The sequence below is a fragment of the Pseudomonas sp. GW821-FHT09C09 genome (genome assembly GCF_059418105.1).
The window spans coordinates 101437-118666 of sequence record NZ_JBWKPF010000008.1 but is presented as its reverse complement, the minus strand read 5'-3'; the positions used below and the strand labels follow the sequence as shown (position 1 = coordinate 118666).

The window sequence follows — 17230 nt, the reverse complement described above, 5'->3', positions numbered from 1 at the left end:
ACAGACACGCACCGATCATAGTTGATCGGTGCGCTTTATCGCGAGGACTGGCGATGGCCGTTCAGCGCAGGTTCAGCGACGAACCGGGCGCTTCTGCAGCTTGCGCTGCAAGGTACGGCGGTGCATGCCCAGGGCACGGGCAGTGGCGGAGATGTTGCCTTCGTGCTCGGTCAGGACGCGCTGAATGTGTTCCCACTGCAGGCGGTCCACCGACATCGGGTTTTCCGGCACCAGACTGTCGAGGTCGGCGTGTTCGGACAGCAGCGCCGCCAGCACATCGTCGGCGTCCGCCGGTTTGCACAGGTAGTTGCAGGCGCCGCGCTTGATCGCTTCAACCGCGGTGGCAATGCTCGAGTAACCGGTGAGGATCACCACGCGCATTTCCGGGTCCAGTTCCAGCAGCTTGGGCAGCAGGACCAGACCGGAATCGCCGTCCATTTTCAGGTCCAGCGCGGCGTAGTCCGGCAGATCGGCCTGGGCGATTGTCAGGCCTTCTTCGGCGGAACCGGCGGTGCTGACGCGAAAGCCACGGCGAGCCATGGCACGAGCCATCACCCGGGTAAAGGTCGCGTCGTCATCGACCAGCAGCAAATGCGGCAGTTCTTCGCCTTCGACTTGGATTTCGTCACTCATGTTGCTCTCCTCGGGCGCCGTGGGGCAGGCGCAGCTCGGTGAGCGTGCCGCCTTCCTCATGACTATAGAGTTTCACTGAGCCGCCGGCGCGTGTCACGCTGGCCTTGCTCAAAAACAGGCCCAGGCCGAAACCTTTGCCCTTGGTGGTAAAAAACGGTTTGCCGATCTGCTCGGCGATGGCCAGCGGCACACCGGCGCCATGATCGCGGATGCTGATGGTCAGGTCTTCGGCGGTCCAGTCCAGGGTCACCTGAAGGTTTTCCGGGCAGGCATCGGCGGCGTTGTTCAGCAGATTCAACAAGGCCTGGGTCAGATCCGGCGGCGGCGCCACGCGCGGCAGCGGGCCCTGGCCCAGACGCTGGAAGCGGTAACTGGCTTCGGGGCGCATCAGGTGCCAGCGATTGAGCGCCTCGTCGAGCCACTCGGTGACATCCTGCATCTCCACCGCCATCCGGCGATTGGCTTCGGCGGCGCGCACCAGTTGCTGCAGGGTCTCCTTGCAGAGCTTCACCTGATCTTTCAACACCTTCAGGTCTTCCTGAAGCATTGGATCGTGATGATCCTGCTGCATTTCGTTGAGCAACACGCTCATAGTCGCCAGCGGTGTGCCCAGTTCATGAGCGGCACCGGCGGCCTGAGTCGCCACGGCCAGCAATTGCTGATCGCGCAGGCCTTCTTCACGGCGGATCGCGCGCAACTCTTCCTGACGGCGCAGCTCTTCGGCCATGCGCGCGGCAAAGAAGGTAATCACCGCTGCCGCCAGGGCGAAACTCAGCCACATGCCGTAGATCTGCAGGTTCTCCCGCGCAACCGGCAGGGTTTCCAGCGGATAGAAATGCGTCAGCATCAGGGTGTACAAGGCCAGCGCAATACCGGACAGCACCACCGAATAACGCCACGGCAGCGTCACCGCTGCGATGGTCAACGGCACCAGATAATACGAAACGAACGGGTTGGTCGACCCACCGGAGAAGTACAGCAAGGCGCTGTGGATAACCAGATCGCAAGCCAGTTGCAGCGCATATTCGAGCTCGGTGACCGGCCACGAAGTGCGCAGGCGCACGGCGGTGAACACACACAGCAGAATCGAACAGCCGAGGGTCATCACCAGTTGCACCCACGGCAACGGCAACAGCTCCAGCCAGTAGGCCAGGCCCACGGAACCGGCCTGCGCGGCCAGCACCAGGGTGCGGATGAAAGTCAGCCGCCAGAGGTTCTGGCGAGTGGCGGAAGTCAGTTGTACGGGGGCGAGCATGAGCTCTCCTGATGAGCGCTCCAGGCGGATCGCACGGAGTATAACCAAGGCGCGGGCTTGAGAGGCGAAAGTGCGGCAAACGACCACATGGCGTAAAGTTTTTCTGCGGCTATAAGAGCGTCTTCGCTACGGGCGATCACCGGCATTGCACACGGCGACCTGACGCACAAAAAACCGGCGACCCGTTCCTGATTACCGGTTTGTGGGATCAGTCGATTTCACATCCCGTACGTTTGTTGATTAATCAATCCCTGCACGCAGCTCCACCCTTCATTCTCTGACCCAAAAGGGCCACCCACCTGGTTGCCATTGAAGTAAACCCAATACGACCAATTACCGGCCCCCCGTTCCTGGAGCTGGACTGAATAACCTCGACCTTTTGCATCGGCTTGTTCTTGTGCGTTCATCTCAGATTTCCTTATTCGCAATTGTCGTGTTTGAAGCCGAGTGCAATGGCGGCTCACAAACATGCTCAATCCGCCGACGAAATCCGTCTACTGTCAGAACCAACAGGTATCCCGTCCTATACGACGGACGGCGCACGCTCGCATCTGTATAGAAGTTGTAACTGGGCGAACCGGATCACAGAAGCTAGAGTCTGATGGTTTCACGCAGGCCCCCGAACCATCACCTGCGCCCTCATCAAGGAGCTTTCATGCACACATTTCGCCGCAGCGCCGCCCTTCTCGCCCTGACCGTCGGCAGCGTCGCCAGCCTTCCGGCCCTAGCCGCCGATGAGCTGCACTACAACCAGATTTCCCTGCGCGCCGAAGTCAGCCAGGAAGTGGCCCGCGACCTGATGATCGTGACCCTCTACACCGAAGAACAGAACACTGACCCGGCCAAACTCGCCGCCGACGTCAGCACCACCATGAACAAGGCCCTGGCCCAGGCCAAGCAGGTCAAAGAAATCACCCTGCGCCAAGGCAGCCGCAACAGCTACCCGATCTACGACACCAAGGGCCAGAAAATCACCGGCTGGCGCGAACGTGCCGAACTGCGCCTGGAAAGCACCGACTTCGCCGCCCTGTCCAAACTCACCGGCGAGTTGCTGACCGAGCTGAAAATGGGCGGCATGGACTTCGCCATCGCCGACCCGACCCGCAAGGCCAGCGAAGACAAACTGCTGAAAGAAGCCGTCACCGCCTTCAAGGCCCGCGCCCAACTGGCCACCGACGCCCTGGGCGGCAAGGGTTACAAAATCGTCAGCCTGAACCTCAACAGCAATGGCTACCCGCAACCGTACATGCGCGCCCCGATGATGATGAAAGCCGCCGCGGGCATGGACGCTGCGCCGGTCACGCCTGAAGTCGAAGCAGGCACCAGCCAGGTCAGCCTGACCGCCGACGGCTCGATTGAAGTGTTGATGCAGTGATTGAATGACGGCTGAATGAAAAACCGGCGATCAGTGAATGATCGCCGGTTTTTTTGTGCCTGGGATTTGGGTTGTCAGGCTCGAGGATCAACCCGATCCAGCGCCCGGTTCACCGCAAGCTCGGCCAGCATGATGATCTGCTGGATCCCGAGCGCAGTACTGCGTTGCGGGCCGCTGAGTTCGTTGGCGAAATTGCTGGCGATGGTACTGGCCGAGGCCAGCGATTCGCAGGCATTGGCCAGCAGGCTTTCGGTGTCGACGTTGGGAGTGACCCTATACATCGTGCTCGGGCGCGGTTTGGAAGGGTTGGGACACAGGTAATAGTCGAGGGCGCGTTTGATGGCTTCGCGGTTGCGGGCGAGGTCTTCGGCGCGCATGGCTTCTTCGAGGGGTGTGGGTGATTCGAGGGGTGGGTCGGGTATCAGCTTATCCATGTAGCATTTTCTCCAAGTTATGGAGCCACTTTCCCGATCTCACTCGAAGAAGAGGTGGCAGCTATGTACGGGGTGAGATCACCGGTATGGATACCCGGCAGGACATTCGTCCACCCGTACACAGCCGCCATAGAGAATCGCTGACAGTCTAAGCTGGCGGCGATTATGAAGGGGCTCGCACAAGTATCCAAATGAATAGCCGGGATCTCACTCCCGGTCGCTGAATTGGCAGCGACAACCAAAGACTAGGGATCGTGCTTCCGACGGACAACCTGAAAACTTTGTGGGAAGGTTCGGTGAATCCCACACCTCTTTAAACATCCGAAAATGGAACGCGGAGCGTCCCGGGCTGCATTCCCACGCGGAGCGTGGGAACGATCAAGCAGTCCGCAGTTGCTTTCCGCTTTTCGCTTCCCACCACTCAACACGATGAGCGTTAGCTCGAGTAAAGCTCTTGATCTTCTGGCCCCTTCGGCAGGCTGAGTGGAGGGATTCATCCGGGGGTGGGAGCGCAGCGACCGTGCGGCGCAGCCGCATGCATCGAGAGGAGGTGCAGCGAAGCAAACCGTAGGCGATGCCCCCGGATGAATCCCGGAACGAAGGAACACCGAGCCCCAGCGAGGTGCCGTACGCCGGGGCCCAGCCTTTTGGTTACTTTTTGGCGTTTGAAAAAGTGACCCGCTGTAAGAGCGGAACCATAAGAAGCCGTTACCGCAGCAACGGATATGTACCCAACCACCCCAGATATACCGAGATAGACACCTAACCTAGAAAAACGATATTTCCGCGCCCACCAAAACCCCAGCTAACCTCCCCCGCCACAACCACCTCCAGACAAGCGGGCCAGACATGCATAGATCCACCCTGAAACCACTCCTGATCACCCTGGCCCTGACCGCCATAACCCCAATCGCCAACGCAGCAACAACCCTGGTCTACTGCTCCGAAGCCAGCCCCGCAGGCTTCGACCCAAGCCAATACACCAGCGGCACCGACTTCGACGCCTCCGCCGAAACCGTCTTCAACCGCCTCACCCAATTCAAACGCGGCGGCACCGAAGTCGAACCCGGTCTGGCCACAAGCTGGGACGTAACCCCGGACGGCCTCCAGTACACCTTCCACCTGCGCCAGAACGTAAAATTCCACACCACCGACTACTTCACCCCGACCCGAACCTTCAACGCCGACGACGTCCTGTTCACCTTCCAGCGTCTGCTCGACCCGGACAACGCCTTCCGCAAGGCCTACCCCGCCGAGTCCCCCTACTTCACCGACATGGACCTGAACACCACGATCAAGTCCGTGGAAAAACTCGACGAAAACACCGTGCGCTTCAACCTGAACAACGTCGACGCCGCGTTCGTGCAAAACCTCGCCATGAGCTTCGCCTCGGTGCAATCGGCCGAATATGCCGAGCAGTTGCTGAAGGAAGGCAAGGCAGCAGACATCAACCAGAAACCGGTCGGCACCGGCCCCTTCGTGTTCAAGCGCTACCAGAAGGATTCGCAGATCCGCTACGCGGCGAACAAGGACTACTGGAAACCCGAAGATGTGAAAATCGACAACCTTGTGTTCTCGATCACCCCGGACGCCGCCGTCCGCTTGCAGAAGCTCAAGACCGGCGAATGCCAGGTCAGCGGCTACCCGCGCCCGGCCGACATCGAAGTGATGGAAAAAGATCCGAACCTGCGAGTCTTGAAGCAGGCCGGCTTCAACCTCGGCTTCCTCGCCTACAACACCACCCATCCGCCGCTGGACCAATTAAAGGTCCGTCAGGCGCTGGACATGGCCATCGACAAACCGGCGATCATCAAGGCGGTTTACCAGAGTGCCGGGCAGCTGGCACAGAACGCCTTGCCACCCGCGCAATGGTCCTATGACCCGAATATCAAGGACGCACCGTACGACCCCGTAAAAGCCAAGGCGCTACTCAAGGAAGCCGGGGTTGCACCGGGTACAACCATCAACCTCTGGGCGATGACCGTGCAGCGTGCGTCCAACCCGAATGCACGGATGTCGGCACAGATGATCCAGCAGGATTGGGAGAAGATCGGCATCAAGGCCAACATCGTCAGCTATGAGTGGGGCGAGTACATCAAGCGTGCCAAGAATGGCGAACACGACGTGATGATCTACGGCTGGACCGGTGACAACGGCGACCCGGACAACTGGCTGGGCGTGCTTTACAGCTGCGCGGCGGTGAAAGGCAGCAACTACGCCAAATGGTGCGATCCGGCCTACGACAAGCTGGTGCAGCAGGCCAAGGTGTCCACCGATAAATCGCAGCGGGTAAAACTGTATCAACAGGCGCAACTGATCCTGAAACAGCAAGTGCCGATCACGCCGATCGCCAACTCCACGGTGTTCCAGCCACTGCGCAAGGAAGTCACCGACTTCAAGATCAGCCCGTTCGGTCTAACCCCGTTCTATGGCGTGGGTATAAATAAGTAACACCCGGCCCCAAGGCGGCGCGCAAATCGTGACCGATGCACCGTTTTGGGGCTTCATTTGCACCGTAAAAACCGACCGCAAACGGTCAAATGCGTCAGAAGTTATACAGATGCGACATTAAGGTACGTTCGTGCCACCGTTTGATGCCGCCGGGCGCTCTGGATCTTGCATTGGGTATGGGCCCTGCATAAGTATCCGCAGGCACGACTCACGAGGTCGTACCTCACTATTAAAAAATGACAACAAATCATGAGGCCAACATGCTTAAACACGCGGTCATTCCGTTTTTAGTCGGCGCAGGCTTGTTAGCCTCCGCACCTTTCGCTTCCGCTGCGACTAACCTGGTGTTCTGCTCCGAAGGCAGCCCGGCCGGTTTCGACCCAGGCCAATACACCACCGGAACCGACTTCGACGCCTCAGCCGAAACCATGTTCAACCGTCTGACCCAGTTCGAGCGTGGCGGCACCGCCGTTGTTCCTGGGCTGGCGACCAGCTGGGACATCTCCCCGGACGGCCTGACCTACACCTTCCACCTGCGTAAAGGCGTGAAGTTCCACACCACCCCGTATTTCAAGCCGACTCGTGAGTTCAACGCCGACGACGTGCTGTTCACCTTCAATCGCATGATTAACAAGGATGACCCGTTCCGTAAGGCGTACCCGACCGAATTCCCGTACTTCACCGACATGGGGATGGATACCAACATCACCAAGATCGATAAAGTCGACGACCACACCGTCAAGTTCACTTTGAAAGAAGTCGACGCCGCGTTCATCCAGAACATGGCCATGAGCTTCGCGTCGGTTCAGTCCGCCGAGTACGCAGCGCAGCTGCTGAAGGAAGGCAAGGCGGCCGACATCAACCAGAAGCCGATCGGCACTGGTCCGTTCGTGTTCAAGAGCTACCAGAAAGACTCCAACATCCGTTACACCGGCAACAAGGATTACTGGAAGCCTGAAGACGTGAAGATCGACAACCTGATCTTCGCCATCACCACCGACCCGTCGGTACGTATCCAGAAGCTGAAGAAGAACGAGTGCCAGGTCACGCTGTTCCCGCGTCCGGCCGACCTCGCGGCACTGAAAGCAGATCCTGCGTTGAAGATGCCTGACCAGGCCGGCTTCAACCTGGGCTACATCGCTTACAACGTGATGGACAAGGTCAAGGGCAGCAACGAGCCGAACCCGCTGGCCGACCTGCGCGTTCGCCAGGCGCTGGACATGGCTGTGAACAAACCGCAGATCATCGACTCGGTTTATCAGGGCGCAGGCCAATTGGCCGTCAACGCCATGCCGCCGACCCAGTGGTCCTACGACACCACCATCAAGGACGCCAAGTACGATCCTGAGAAAGCCAAGCAGCTGCTCAAGGAAGCCGGCGTGAAGGAAGGTACCGAGATCGTCCTGTGGGCGATGCCGGTTCAGCGTCCGTACAACCCGAACGCCAAACTGATGGCCGAAATGCTCCAGTCCGACTGGAAGAAGATCGGTCTGAACGTGAAGATCACCAGCTACGAGTGGGGCGAGTACATCAAGCGTTCCAAAGGTGGCGAGAACCAGGCCATGATCATTGGCTGGAGCGGTGACAATGGTGATCCGGACAACTGGCTCAACGTGTTGTTTGGTTGCGACTCGCTGAGTGGCAACAACTTCTCCAAATGGTGCGACAAGAAATTCGACGGCCTCGTGAAAGAAGCCAAGCGCACCACTGACCAGGCCAAGCGCACCGAACTCTACAAAGAGGCGCAACACGTCCTCAAAGATGCAGTCCCTATGACACCTATCGCTCACTCGACGGTGTATCAACCCATGCGCGCCAACGTGCAGGACTTCAAGATCAGCCCATTCGGCTTGAACTCCTTCTACGGCGTCAGCATCAAGTAAAAAAGCCGGCGGCGACGTTTTCAGCGTCGCCGCTGTTTTTTTCTGCCGAATAGTTAGGAATTTGCCTACATCCCTTTCCACTTGGTCTTACCAGGTTGGTTTAGGACGTGTCGCCTTTTCCTACGAGTCTTTAGGACTCAGCGCATTTACTGCCAGACCTGCGGCCCCTACCGTCGGGTTCTGACCAGTGACTGCGTGGGCTATCGGTTTGCTGCTGGATTGAGCTCAATGCGGCCACAACTTCCCTGGAAGGGATCGCGGCGCATTGAAAAACACTGAGACAAGAGGGAGCGTCATGCGCCACACCTTGGTTTTTTCCGCATTGCTGGGCGCCGGCCTGTTGGCCGCTACGTCCGCGAGTTTTGCCGCCAGCGACAGTCTGGTGTTCTGCTCCGAAGGCAGCCCGGCCGGTTTCGATACCGCGCAATACACGACCGCGACCGATAACGACGCCGCCGAACCGCTGTACAACCGTCTGGCCGAGTTCGAAAAAGGCGCGACCAATGTCGTACCGGGCCTGGCAACGAGCTGGGATATTTCCGAGGATGGCCTCAAGTACACCTTTCACCTGCGTGAAGGGGTGAAATTTCATACAACGGCGTACTTCAAACCTACCCGCGATTTCAACGCCGACGACGTGCTGTTCACGTTTAACCGCATGCTCGATCCGCAACAGCCTTTCCGTAAGGCTTATCCGACCGAGTTCCCGTATTTCAACGGGATGAGCCTCAACAAGAACATCGCCAAGGTCGAAAAGACCGGGCCGCTGACCGTGGAGTTCACGCTCAACAGCGTAGACGCCGCGTTCATCCAGAACATCGCCATGAGCTTTGCCGCCATTCTGTCCGCCGAATACGCCGACAAGCTGCTGGCCGAAGGCAAGCCGAGCGACATCAACCAGAAGCCGGTCGGCACTGGCCCGTTCGTGTTCAAGAGCTATCAGAAAGACTCGAACATCCGCTACACCGGCAACCCGCATTACTGGGATCAGAGCCGGGTGAAGCTGAAGAACCTGATTTTCGCGATCAATACCGACGCATCCGTGCGTGTGCAGAAGCTCAAGGCCGGCGAATGCCAGGTCACGCTGCATCCACGCCCGGCCGATGTGCCGGCACTGAAAAACGACCCGAAACTGCAACTGATCGAAAAACCGGGTTTCAACCTTGGCTACATCGCCTACAACGTGCGCCACAAACCGTTCGACCAGCTCGAAGTGCGTCAGGCGCTGGACATGGCGGTGAATAAACAGGGGATTCTCAACGCTGTTTATCAAGGTGCCGGCCAACTGGCGGTCAACGCCATGCCGCCGACCCAATGGTCCTACGACACCAGCATCAAGGACGCCGCCTACAACCCGGAAAAAGCCAAGGCACTGCTCAAGGCTGCCGGCGTCAAGGAAGGCACCGAGATCACCCTGTGGGCCATGCCGGTGCAGCGCCCGTACAACCCGAACGCCAAACTGATGGCCGAAATGCTCCAGGCAGACTGGGCCAAGATCGGTCTGAAAGTGAAGATCGTCAGCTACGAATGGGGCGAGTACATCAAGCGCACCAAGAATGGCGAACATGACGTCAGCCTGATCGGCTGGACCGGTGACAACGGGGACCCGGACAACTGGCTCGGCACGCTGTACAGCTGCGACGCCATTGGCGGCAACAACTATTCCATGTGGTGCGACCCGGCTTACGACAAGCTGATCAAAGAGGCCAAGGTCGTCACCGACCGCGACCAGCGCACCGTGCTCTACAAACAGGCCCAGCAATTGCTCAAGCAGCAAGTGCCGATCACGCCTGTCGCCCACTCGACGGTCAACCAGCCGCTGAGCGCCAGGGTTGAAGGGTTCAAGGTCAGCCCCTTCGGCCGCAACGTGTTTTCGGGTGTCAGCATCGATTAAACCCATAACCGATTAGCCGCAATGCTGAGGAGGCTGTCTACCTCCTCACGCAAGCGCTTTGCCGAAATTTGCCGATCAGGCCTTTTGCAAACGTTTGCGATGTGTGAATGAGTTCTAAAACCAAAAACCGGCCCAACAAAAAAAGCCGGCATAAAAAGAAAGTAAAGGAGCTTCACCCATGAAACTGAGCAGCACCGCGATACTGGCCTTGGCCATCAGCAGCATCACCGCCACGGCGTTTGCCGAGGAGCAGAGCCAGGCGTTCACCCCGGTGACCGTCAACGAGAAAAGCGCCCAGGCTGACGCCACCGGCTTCCTCGAAGGCTCCAAAGTCAGCGGCACGACCCGTAACTGGTACGCCAACGAGCAACTGAAGCGCGGCGGCAAGTTCACTTACCGCAAAGACGGCGTTGCCACCCCGACCGATCGTCGTATCAACTGGGTACAGGGCACCATCGTCAACTTCACCTCCGGCTTCACTCAGGGCACCGTGGGTGTCAGCACTGAAGTAGCCGCCTACAACGCCGTGGCCCTGGAGCGTGACCGCAAGGCCCTGGCCTCCAACAACGGTGGTGCACCGGGTTCGCGTCCAGGCGCGGGCAACAACCGTACCCTGACCAAGGAAGGCGGTGACGCTGAAGGCCAGTGGAGCAAACTGGGCCTGGCCAACGTCAAGTTCCGCGTTTCCAACACCACCCTGACCGCCGGTCGCCAGAACTTCAGCACGCCAATCGTCGACACCATCGGCAACCGTGCGCTGCCTTCGAGCTTTGAAGGTGTGAGCCTGCACAGCGAAGAGCTGAACAACCTGTCGTTCGACGCCGGCAGCTTCGACCGCGTATCGCCGCGTACCGAAGAGAGCCTGTCGAAATTCCGCACCGAGTACAGCGCCAACGGCGCCGAAACCGATCGCGTGAGCATCGTCGGCCTGAACTACCAGCCGCTGCAGAGCCTGAAGACCAGCCTGTACGCCTCCAAGGCTGAAGACTTCTGGAACCAGTACTACTTCGGCGCCACCCACGAACTGGGTGACAGCAACGTCGTGAGCCTGACCACCGGCCTGAACTACTACAAGACCGTCGATACCGGCAAGAAAGAGATGGGCAACATCGACAACGACACCTACTCGCTGTCGTTCGGCCTGACTCACCAGGCCCACAGCCTGACCTTCTCGTACCAGGCGATCAACGGTGACGAGTACTTCGACTACCTGCACGAAACCAACGGCATCTACCTGGCCAACTCCCTGCTGTCCGACTTCAACGGCCCGAACGAGAAATCCTTCCAGGTCGCCTACGGTCTGAACATGGCCGAATACGGCGTGCCAGGCCTGAAGTTCAACATCTACCAGGCCCGCGGCTGGGGCATCGACGGTACTCACTACACCGGCACTGCGTATGACGTACGCAGCATGGACGGCGAGCACCACTACGAATACGGCATCGGTGCCACTTACGCGGTACAGAGCGGCCCGCTCAAGGCGACCACCGTGCGTGCCACCTACACTGCTCACCGCGCCAGCGAAAACCAGGCTGACGGCAGCATCAACGAGTTCCGTCTCGTGACCACCGTACCGTTCAACATTCTGTAAAAACGCGTGCCGACGGCTGACTCAGTGACGAGTCGGCCGTTCGGCTTTTTGTCTTCAACCGATTGCAGAGGGTTATCGATGAAAATGCTTCCCCTACGTGCGGCCGTCGCTGCCGCCCTGTTGAGCGCCGCCATCGGCGTCTCGGCCAAACCCTTGGTGGTCTGCACCGAAGCCAGTCCGGAAGGCTTCGATATGGTCCAGTACACGACTGCAGTCACTGCCGACGCGGTGGCCGAAACCATTTTCAACCGCCTGGCCGACTTCAAGCCCGGCACCACTGAAGTGATCCCGGCGCTCGCCGAGTCCTGGGACATCAGCGACGACGGCCTGACCTACACGTTCCACCTGCGCAAAGGCGTCAAGTTTCACACCACCGAATATTTCAAGCCGACCCGCGACCTGAACGCCGACGACGTGGTCTGGAGCTTCCAGCGTCAGCTGGACCCGAATCACCCGTGGCACAAGCTGTCGAGCGTGGGCTTCCCGTACTTTGAAAGCATGGGCTTCAAGGAACTGCTCAAGAGCGTCGAGAAAGTCGACGACAACACCGTAAAGTTCACCCTGACCCGCCGCGAAGCGCCGTTCCTGGCCGACATCGCCATGGCATTCTCCTCGATCTACCCGGCCGAATACGCCGACCAGTTGCTCAAGTCCGGCAAGACCGGCGACCTGAACAACAAGCCGGTCGGCACTGGCCCGTTCGTCTTCCAGCGCTACAACAAGGACGCCCAGGTTCGCTTCAAGGCCAACCCGGACTACTTCCGTGGCAAGCCGCCGGCCGATGCGTTGATCCTGGCCATCGCCACCGACAACAATGTGCGCCTGCAGAAACTCAAGGCCAACGAGTGCCAGGTCGCGCTGTATCCGAAGCCGGATGACATCCCGAGCATCAAGAAAGACGACAAGCTGAAAGTCGATGAAATGGACGCGATGACCGTTTCCTACATCGCCATGAACACCCAGCACAAATACATCAGCGACGTGCGCGTGCGTAAAGCGATCGACATCGCCTTCGACAAGGAAGCCTACGTCAACGCGCTGTTCGGCAAGGGCAACGCGACCGTCGCGGTCAACCCGTACCCGCCGACCCTGCTGGGCTACAACCACGAGCTGAAAAACCCGCCACGTGACCTCGACGCAGCGCGCAAACTGCTCAAGGAAGCCGGCGTGCCGGAAGGCACCGTGTTTACTCTGTTTACCCGCAACGGCGGCGGCCCGACCAACCCCAACCCGATGCTCGGCGCGCAAATGATGCAGGCTGACCTGGCGAAAGTCGGGATCAAGATCGACATCCGCGTGATGGAATGGGGCGAAATGCTCAAGCGCGCCAAGGCCGGCGAACACGATATGGTGTCGGCCGGATGGGCGGGCGACAACGGCGACCCGGATAACTTCCTGACGCCTATGCTCAGTTGCGAGGCCGCCAAGAACGGCGAAAACTACGCTCGCTGGTGCAACGAGAAATTCCAGACCCTGCTCGACGAAGCACGGGCTAAAGTAGATCCGGCCGAACGCGCCAAACTGTACGAAGAAGCCCAGGCCATCTTCAATCAGGACCAACCGTGGATCAGCATGGCCCACACCCGGATGTTCACCGCAATGCGCAACAACGTAGAGGGTTATCACATCAGCCCTCTGACAACCAATAACTTCGCCACCACCCAGGTGAAGTAGATAAGAAACTCCCGGCCTCCCTGACCCCAGGGTCGCCGGGCACGCCTAACCGGCTGATGAGGTACCACAAAAGATGTTTAGTTTTATTGCCCGCCGACTGGGGTTGTTGATCCCCACGTTTTTCGGCATCACCTTGCTGACTTTCGCGTTGATTCGCATGATTCCCGGCGACCCCGTGGAAGTGATGATGGGCGAACGTCGGGTCGACCCCGAAATGCACGCTCAGGCAATGGAACGCCTCGGTCTGAACAAACCGCTGTATGCCCAGTACCTGGACTACATCGGCAAACTGGCCCACGGCGATCTCGGCGAATCCCTGCGCACCCGTGAGAGCGTATGGACCGAGTTCACCTCCCTCTTCCCGGCGACCCTGGAACTGTCCATGGCCGCCCTGCTGTTCGCCGGCGTCCTGGGCCTTCTGGCCGGGGTGATCGCGGCCCTCAAGCGAGGATCCCTGTTCGACCACGGGGTGATGGGCATCTCCCTGGCGGGGTATTCGATGCCGATCTTCTGGTGGGGCCTGATTCTCATCATGTTCTTCTCGGTGAGCCTGGGCTGGACCCCGGTTTCCGGGCGGATCGACCTGCTCTATGACATCGAGCCACGCACCGGCTTCATGCTGATCGACACCCTGCTGGCCAATGACACCGGCGCGTTCCTGGATGCGCTGCATCACCTGATCCTGCCGGCCATCGTCCTCGGCACCATTCCGCTGGCGGTGATCGCGCGGATGACCCGTTCGTCGATGCTCGAAGTGCTGCGTGAAGACTACATCCGTACCGCCAAGGCCAAAGGCCTGTCGCCGTCGCGCGTGGTGTTCGTGCACGGTCTGCGCAACGCCCTGATCCCTGTGCTGACCGTGGTCGGCCTGCAAGTCGGCACCCTGCTGGCCGGTGCGGTACTGACCGAGACCATCTTCTCGTGGCCCGGCATCGGCAAATGGCTGATCGAAGCCATTGGCGCCCGGGACTATCCGGTTGTGCAGAACGGCATTCTGTTGATCGCCTGCCTGGTGATCCTGGTCAACTTCGTGGTGGACATCCTCTACGGCTTTGCCAACCCACGCATCCGTCATCAGCGCTGAGGTCAATACCCATGAGCACTCCAACATCCTCAGTAGTCACCGCTGCACCTGGCGCGGATCAAAGTCTGCTGTACCCGTCGCCGTACAAAGAATTCTGGCAAGCCTTCGCCAAGAACAAGGGCGCCGTTGCCGGCCTGCTGTTCATGCTGCTGGTGATTTTCTGCGCGATCTTCGCGCCGTGGGTCGCCCCGCATAACCCGAGCGAGCAATACCGTGACTTCCTGCTGACGCCGCCGGCGTGGCTCGAAGGCGGGCAGATGCAGTTCCTGCTCGGCACCGATGAACTGGGGCGCGACCTGCTGTCGCGTCTGATCCAGGGTTCGCGCCTGTCGCTGCTGATCGGTCTGTCGTCGGTGGTGATGTCGCTGATTCCGGGGATCCTGCTGGGTCTGTTCGCCGGTTTCTTCCCGAAAGTGGTCGGCCCGACCATCATGCGTCTGATGGACATCATGCTGGCCCTGCCGTCGCTGCTGCTGGCTGTGGCGATCGTCGCCATCCTCGGCCCTGGCCTGATCAACACCGTGATCGCGATTGCCGTGGTTTCGTTGCCGTCCTACGTGCGTCTGACCCGTGCTGCCGTCATGGGCGAGCTGAACCGCGACTACGTGACCGCTGCGCGCCTGGCCGGTGCCGGCCTGCCGCGCCTGATGTTCATCACCGTGCTGCCGAACTGCATGGCACCGCTGATCGTCCAGGCAACGCTGAGCTTTTCTTCGGCGATCCTCGATGCCGCCGCCCTGGGCTTCCTCGGCCTCGGCGTCCAGCCGCCAACCCCTGAGTGGGGCACCATGCTGGCCTCGGCCCGCGACTACATCGAACGCGCCTGGTGGGTCGTGAGTCTGCCTGGTCTGACCATTTTGCTCAGCGTGCTGGCAATCAACTTGATGGGCGACGGCCTGCGCGATGCGCTGGACCCGAAACTCAAGAACGCCGCCTGAGGAGATTCCCATGTCACTGCTAGAAATCAAGAATCTCAACGTTCGCTTCGGCGACAAGAACGCCACACCGGTGGTCGACGGCCTCGACCTGAAAGTCGACAAGGGCGAAGTCCTGGCGATCGTGGGCGAGTCGGGTTCCGGCAAGTCCGTGACCATGATGGCGCTGATGGGCCTGATCGAGCACCCGGGGATTGTCACTGCCGACTCTCTGAGCTTCGACGGTAAAGACATGCTCAAACTGAGCAATCGCCAGCGTCGGCAGATCGTCGGTAAAGATCTGTCCATGGTGTTCCAGGATCCGATGACCGCGCTGAACCCGAGCTACACCGTCGGTTTCCAGATCGAGGAAGTGCTGCGCCTGCACCTGAAAATGTCCGGCAAGGCCGCCCGCAAGCGCGCCATCGAACTGCTGGAAAAGGTTGAAATCCCCGGCGCTTCCAGCCGTATGGACGCTTATCCGCACCAACTGTCCGGCGGCATGAGCCAGCGTGTGGCAATTGCCATGGCGATTGCCGGCGAGCCGAAACTGCTGATCGCGGACGAGCCGACCACCGCACTCGACGTAACGATTCAGGCGCAGATCATGGACCTGCTGCTGGCGTTGCAGAAAGAGCAGAACATGGGCCTGGTGCTGATCACCCACGACCTCGCCGTGGTGGCCGAAACCGCCCAGCGCGTCTGTGTGATGTACGCCGGCCAGGCCGTTGAAGTCGGTCAGGTGCCGCAACTGTTCGACATCCCGGCCCACCCCTACAGCGAAGCGCTGCTCAAGGCGATTCCGGAACACAGCCAGGGCGCCGAGCGTCTGGCGACCCTGCCGGGCATCGTTCCGGGCCGTTACGACCGTCCGCAAGGCTGCCTGCTGTCGCCGCGCTGCCCGTACGTGCAGGACAGCTGCCGCGCGCAACGTCCGACCCTTGATCCGAAAAGCCACAGCCTCGCCCGCTGCTTCTACCCGCTGAACCAGGAGGTGGCGTAATGGCCGTCGTACTTACCGCCCGCGACCTGACCCGTCACTACGAAGTCTCCCGTGGCCTGTTCAAGGGCCATGCGACCGTACGCGCCCTCAACGGTGTGTCGTTCGAGCTGGAAGCCGGCAAGACCCTCGCCGTTGTGGGCGAATCGGGCTGCGGCAAATCCACCCTGGCCCGTGCCCTGACCCTGATCGAGGAGCCGTCGTCCGGTTCCCTGAAAATCGCAGGGCAAGAAGTGGCCGGCGCCGACAAGGCCCAGCGCAAGCAGCTGCGCAAAGACGTGCAGATGGTGTTCCAGAGCCCATACGCCTCGTTGAACCCCCGGCAGAAAATCGGTGATCAACTGGCCGAACCGCTGCTGATCAACACCAACCTGTCGGCTGCCGAACGTCGCGAACGAGTCCAGGCGATGATGAAGCAGGTCGGCTTGCGTCCCGAGCACTACCAGCGTTATCCGCACATGTTCTCCGGCGGTCAGCGTCAGCGTATCGCGTTGGCTCGCGCCATGATGCTGCAACCGAAAGTGCTGGTGGCGGACGAACCGACTTCGGCACTGGACGTGTCGATCCAGGCGCAGGTGCTGAACCTGTTCATGGACATGCAGCAGGAGTTCAACACCGGTTACGTGTTCATCTCGCACAACCTGGCGGTGGTGCAGCACGTGGCCGATGACGTGATGGTGATGTACCTCGGGCGTCCGGTGGAAATCGGTCCGAAGCACGACATCTATGCCCGTCCTCTGCACCCGTACACCCAGGCGCTGCTGTCGGCGACTCCGACCATCCATCCGGATCCGGACAAGCCGAAGATCAAGATCGTCGGCGAGCTGCCCAACCCGCTGAACCCGCCACCGGGCTGCGCGTTCCACAAGCGCTGCCCGTACGCGACCGAACGTTGCAGCGCGGAAGAGCCGGCCCTGCGCCAGCTCGACACGCGTCAGGTAGCTTGCCACTACGCCGAGCAGTTCCTCGACGGCGCGGCATAAAAAACCCGCCCTGTTGCCGGGGCGGGTCGTTAAAGCGTTGACCAAACCTCTTCTTTCTC

General features: G+C 60.1%; 14 protein-coding genes. 10 read left to right on the top strand and 4 right to left on the bottom strand.

What is annotated here, in order from left to right:
- Window positions 1-72 precede the first annotated feature (72 nt).
- The 3 genes from AC07NR_RS23485 to AC07NR_RS23475 form a co-directional block, all read right to left on the bottom strand.
- Window positions 73-633, bottom strand: a complete 561-nt coding sequence (locus AC07NR_RS23485; RefSeq protein ID WP_003221630.1) for a response regulator transcription factor — start codon at window positions 631-633, stop codon at window positions 73-75.
- Window positions 626-1888 (bottom strand): ATP-binding protein, encoded by a 1263-nt coding sequence (locus AC07NR_RS23480; RefSeq protein WP_007953651.1) that lies wholly within the window; start codon window positions 1886-1888, stop codon window positions 626-628. The genes AC07NR_RS23485 and AC07NR_RS23480 overlap by 8 nt, the downstream gene beginning before the upstream one ends.
- 218 nt (window positions 1889-2106) lie before the next feature.
- Complete coding sequence (locus tag AC07NR_RS23475; RefSeq protein WP_305836614.1) at window positions 2107-2295, bottom strand: hypothetical protein; 189 nt, start codon at window positions 2293-2295, stop codon at window positions 2107-2109.
- 248 nt (window positions 2296-2543) lie between these two features.
- Between AC07NR_RS23475 and AC07NR_RS23470 the strand changes: the two genes are divergently transcribed.
- A complete protein-coding gene (locus tag AC07NR_RS23470) occupies window positions 2544-3263 on the top strand; it encodes an SIMPL domain-containing protein (RefSeq protein WP_248738323.1) in 720 nt (239 codons plus the stop codon).
- Between the two features lie 74 nt (window positions 3264-3337).
- Here AC07NR_RS23470 and AC07NR_RS23465 read toward each other — a convergent pair whose 3' ends face one another.
- Window positions 3338-3697: a DUF6124 family protein gene (locus tag AC07NR_RS23465; protein WP_495079580.1), complete on the bottom strand. Its 360-nt coding sequence runs from the start codon at window positions 3695-3697 to the stop codon at window positions 3338-3340.
- Window positions 3698-4546: 849 nt separating this feature from the next.
- Between AC07NR_RS23465 and AC07NR_RS23460 the strand changes: the two genes are divergently transcribed.
- From AC07NR_RS23460 to AC07NR_RS23420, 9 genes are all read left to right on the top strand, one after another.
- On the top strand, window positions 4547-6148 hold the full coding sequence (locus AC07NR_RS23460) for an ABC transporter substrate-binding protein (protein WP_495079579.1): 1602 nt from the start codon (window positions 4547-4549) through the stop codon (window positions 6146-6148).
- Between the two features lie 260 nt (window positions 6149-6408).
- Window positions 6409-8031, top strand: a complete 1623-nt coding sequence (locus AC07NR_RS23455) for an ABC transporter substrate-binding protein (RefSeq protein ID WP_495079578.1) — start codon at window positions 6409-6411, stop codon at window positions 8029-8031.
- A 295-nt stretch (window positions 8032-8326) separates the two neighbouring features.
- Window positions 8327-9925, top strand: coding sequence for an ABC transporter substrate-binding protein (locus AC07NR_RS23450; protein ID WP_305836610.1), 1599 nt, complete (start codon window positions 8327-8329; stop codon window positions 9923-9925).
- 178 nt (window positions 9926-10103) lie between these two features.
- Window positions 10104-11516, top strand: coding sequence for an OprD family porin (locus tag AC07NR_RS23445; protein ID WP_085711816.1), 1413 nt, complete (start codon window positions 10104-10106; stop codon window positions 11514-11516).
- Between the two features lie 78 nt (window positions 11517-11594).
- A complete protein-coding gene (locus tag AC07NR_RS23440; protein ID WP_248738329.1) occupies window positions 11595-13190 on the top strand; it encodes an ABC transporter substrate-binding protein in 1596 nt (531 codons plus the stop codon).
- A 73-nt stretch (window positions 13191-13263) separates the two neighbouring features.
- On the top strand, window positions 13264-14274 hold the full coding sequence (locus AC07NR_RS23435; RefSeq protein WP_119426677.1) for an ABC transporter permease subunit: 1011 nt from the start codon (window positions 13264-13266) through the stop codon (window positions 14272-14274).
- 11 nt (window positions 14275-14285) lie between these two features.
- A complete protein-coding gene (locus AC07NR_RS23430; protein WP_085711819.1) occupies window positions 14286-15212 on the top strand; it encodes an ABC transporter permease subunit in 927 nt (308 codons plus the stop codon).
- Window positions 15213-15222: 10 nt separating this feature from the next.
- Window positions 15223-16191, top strand: coding sequence for an ABC transporter ATP-binding protein (locus AC07NR_RS23425; protein ID WP_085711820.1), 969 nt, complete (start codon window positions 15223-15225; stop codon window positions 16189-16191).
- Window positions 16191-17171: a peptide ABC transporter ATP-binding protein gene (locus AC07NR_RS23420; protein ID WP_114881404.1), complete on the top strand. Its 981-nt coding sequence runs from the start codon at window positions 16191-16193 to the stop codon at window positions 17169-17171. The genes AC07NR_RS23425 and AC07NR_RS23420 overlap by 1 nt, the downstream gene beginning before the upstream one ends.
- Window positions 17172-17230: the final 59 nt, after the last annotated feature.

Coding starts and splice junctions, on each gene's coding strand:
- AC07NR_RS23485 (WP_003221630.1), bottom strand. CDS start 633: ATGAGTGACGAAATCCAAGTCGAAGGCGAAGAACTGCCGCATTTGCTG.
- AC07NR_RS23480 (WP_007953651.1), bottom strand. CDS start 1,888: ATGCTCGCCCCCGTACAACTGACTTCCGCCACTCGCCAGAACCTCTGG.
- AC07NR_RS23475 (WP_305836614.1), bottom strand. CDS start 2,295: ATGAACGCACAAGAACAAGCCGATGCAAAAGGTCGAGGTTATTCAGTC.
- AC07NR_RS23470 (WP_248738323.1), top strand. CDS start 2,544: ATGCACACATTTCGCCGCAGCGCCGCCCTTCTCGCCCTGACCGTCGGC.
- AC07NR_RS23465 (WP_495079580.1), bottom strand. CDS start 3,697: ATGGATAAGCTGATACCCGACCCACCCCTCGAATCACCCACACCCCTC.
- AC07NR_RS23460 (WP_495079579.1), top strand. CDS start 4,547: ATGCATAGATCCACCCTGAAACCACTCCTGATCACCCTGGCCCTGACC.
- AC07NR_RS23455 (WP_495079578.1), top strand. CDS start 6,409: ATGCTTAAACACGCGGTCATTCCGTTTTTAGTCGGCGCAGGCTTGTTA.
- AC07NR_RS23450 (WP_305836610.1), top strand. CDS start 8,327: ATGCGCCACACCTTGGTTTTTTCCGCATTGCTGGGCGCCGGCCTGTTG.
- AC07NR_RS23445 (WP_085711816.1), top strand. CDS start 10,104: ATGAAACTGAGCAGCACCGCGATACTGGCCTTGGCCATCAGCAGCATC.
- AC07NR_RS23440 (WP_248738329.1), top strand. CDS start 11,595: ATGAAAATGCTTCCCCTACGTGCGGCCGTCGCTGCCGCCCTGTTGAGC.
- AC07NR_RS23435 (WP_119426677.1), top strand. CDS start 13,264: ATGTTTAGTTTTATTGCCCGCCGACTGGGGTTGTTGATCCCCACGTTT.
- AC07NR_RS23430 (WP_085711819.1), top strand. CDS start 14,286: ATGAGCACTCCAACATCCTCAGTAGTCACCGCTGCACCTGGCGCGGAT.
- AC07NR_RS23425 (WP_085711820.1), top strand. CDS start 15,223: ATGTCACTGCTAGAAATCAAGAATCTCAACGTTCGCTTCGGCGACAAG.
- AC07NR_RS23420 (WP_114881404.1), top strand. CDS start 16,191: ATGGCCGTCGTACTTACCGCCCGCGACCTGACCCGTCACTACGAAGTC.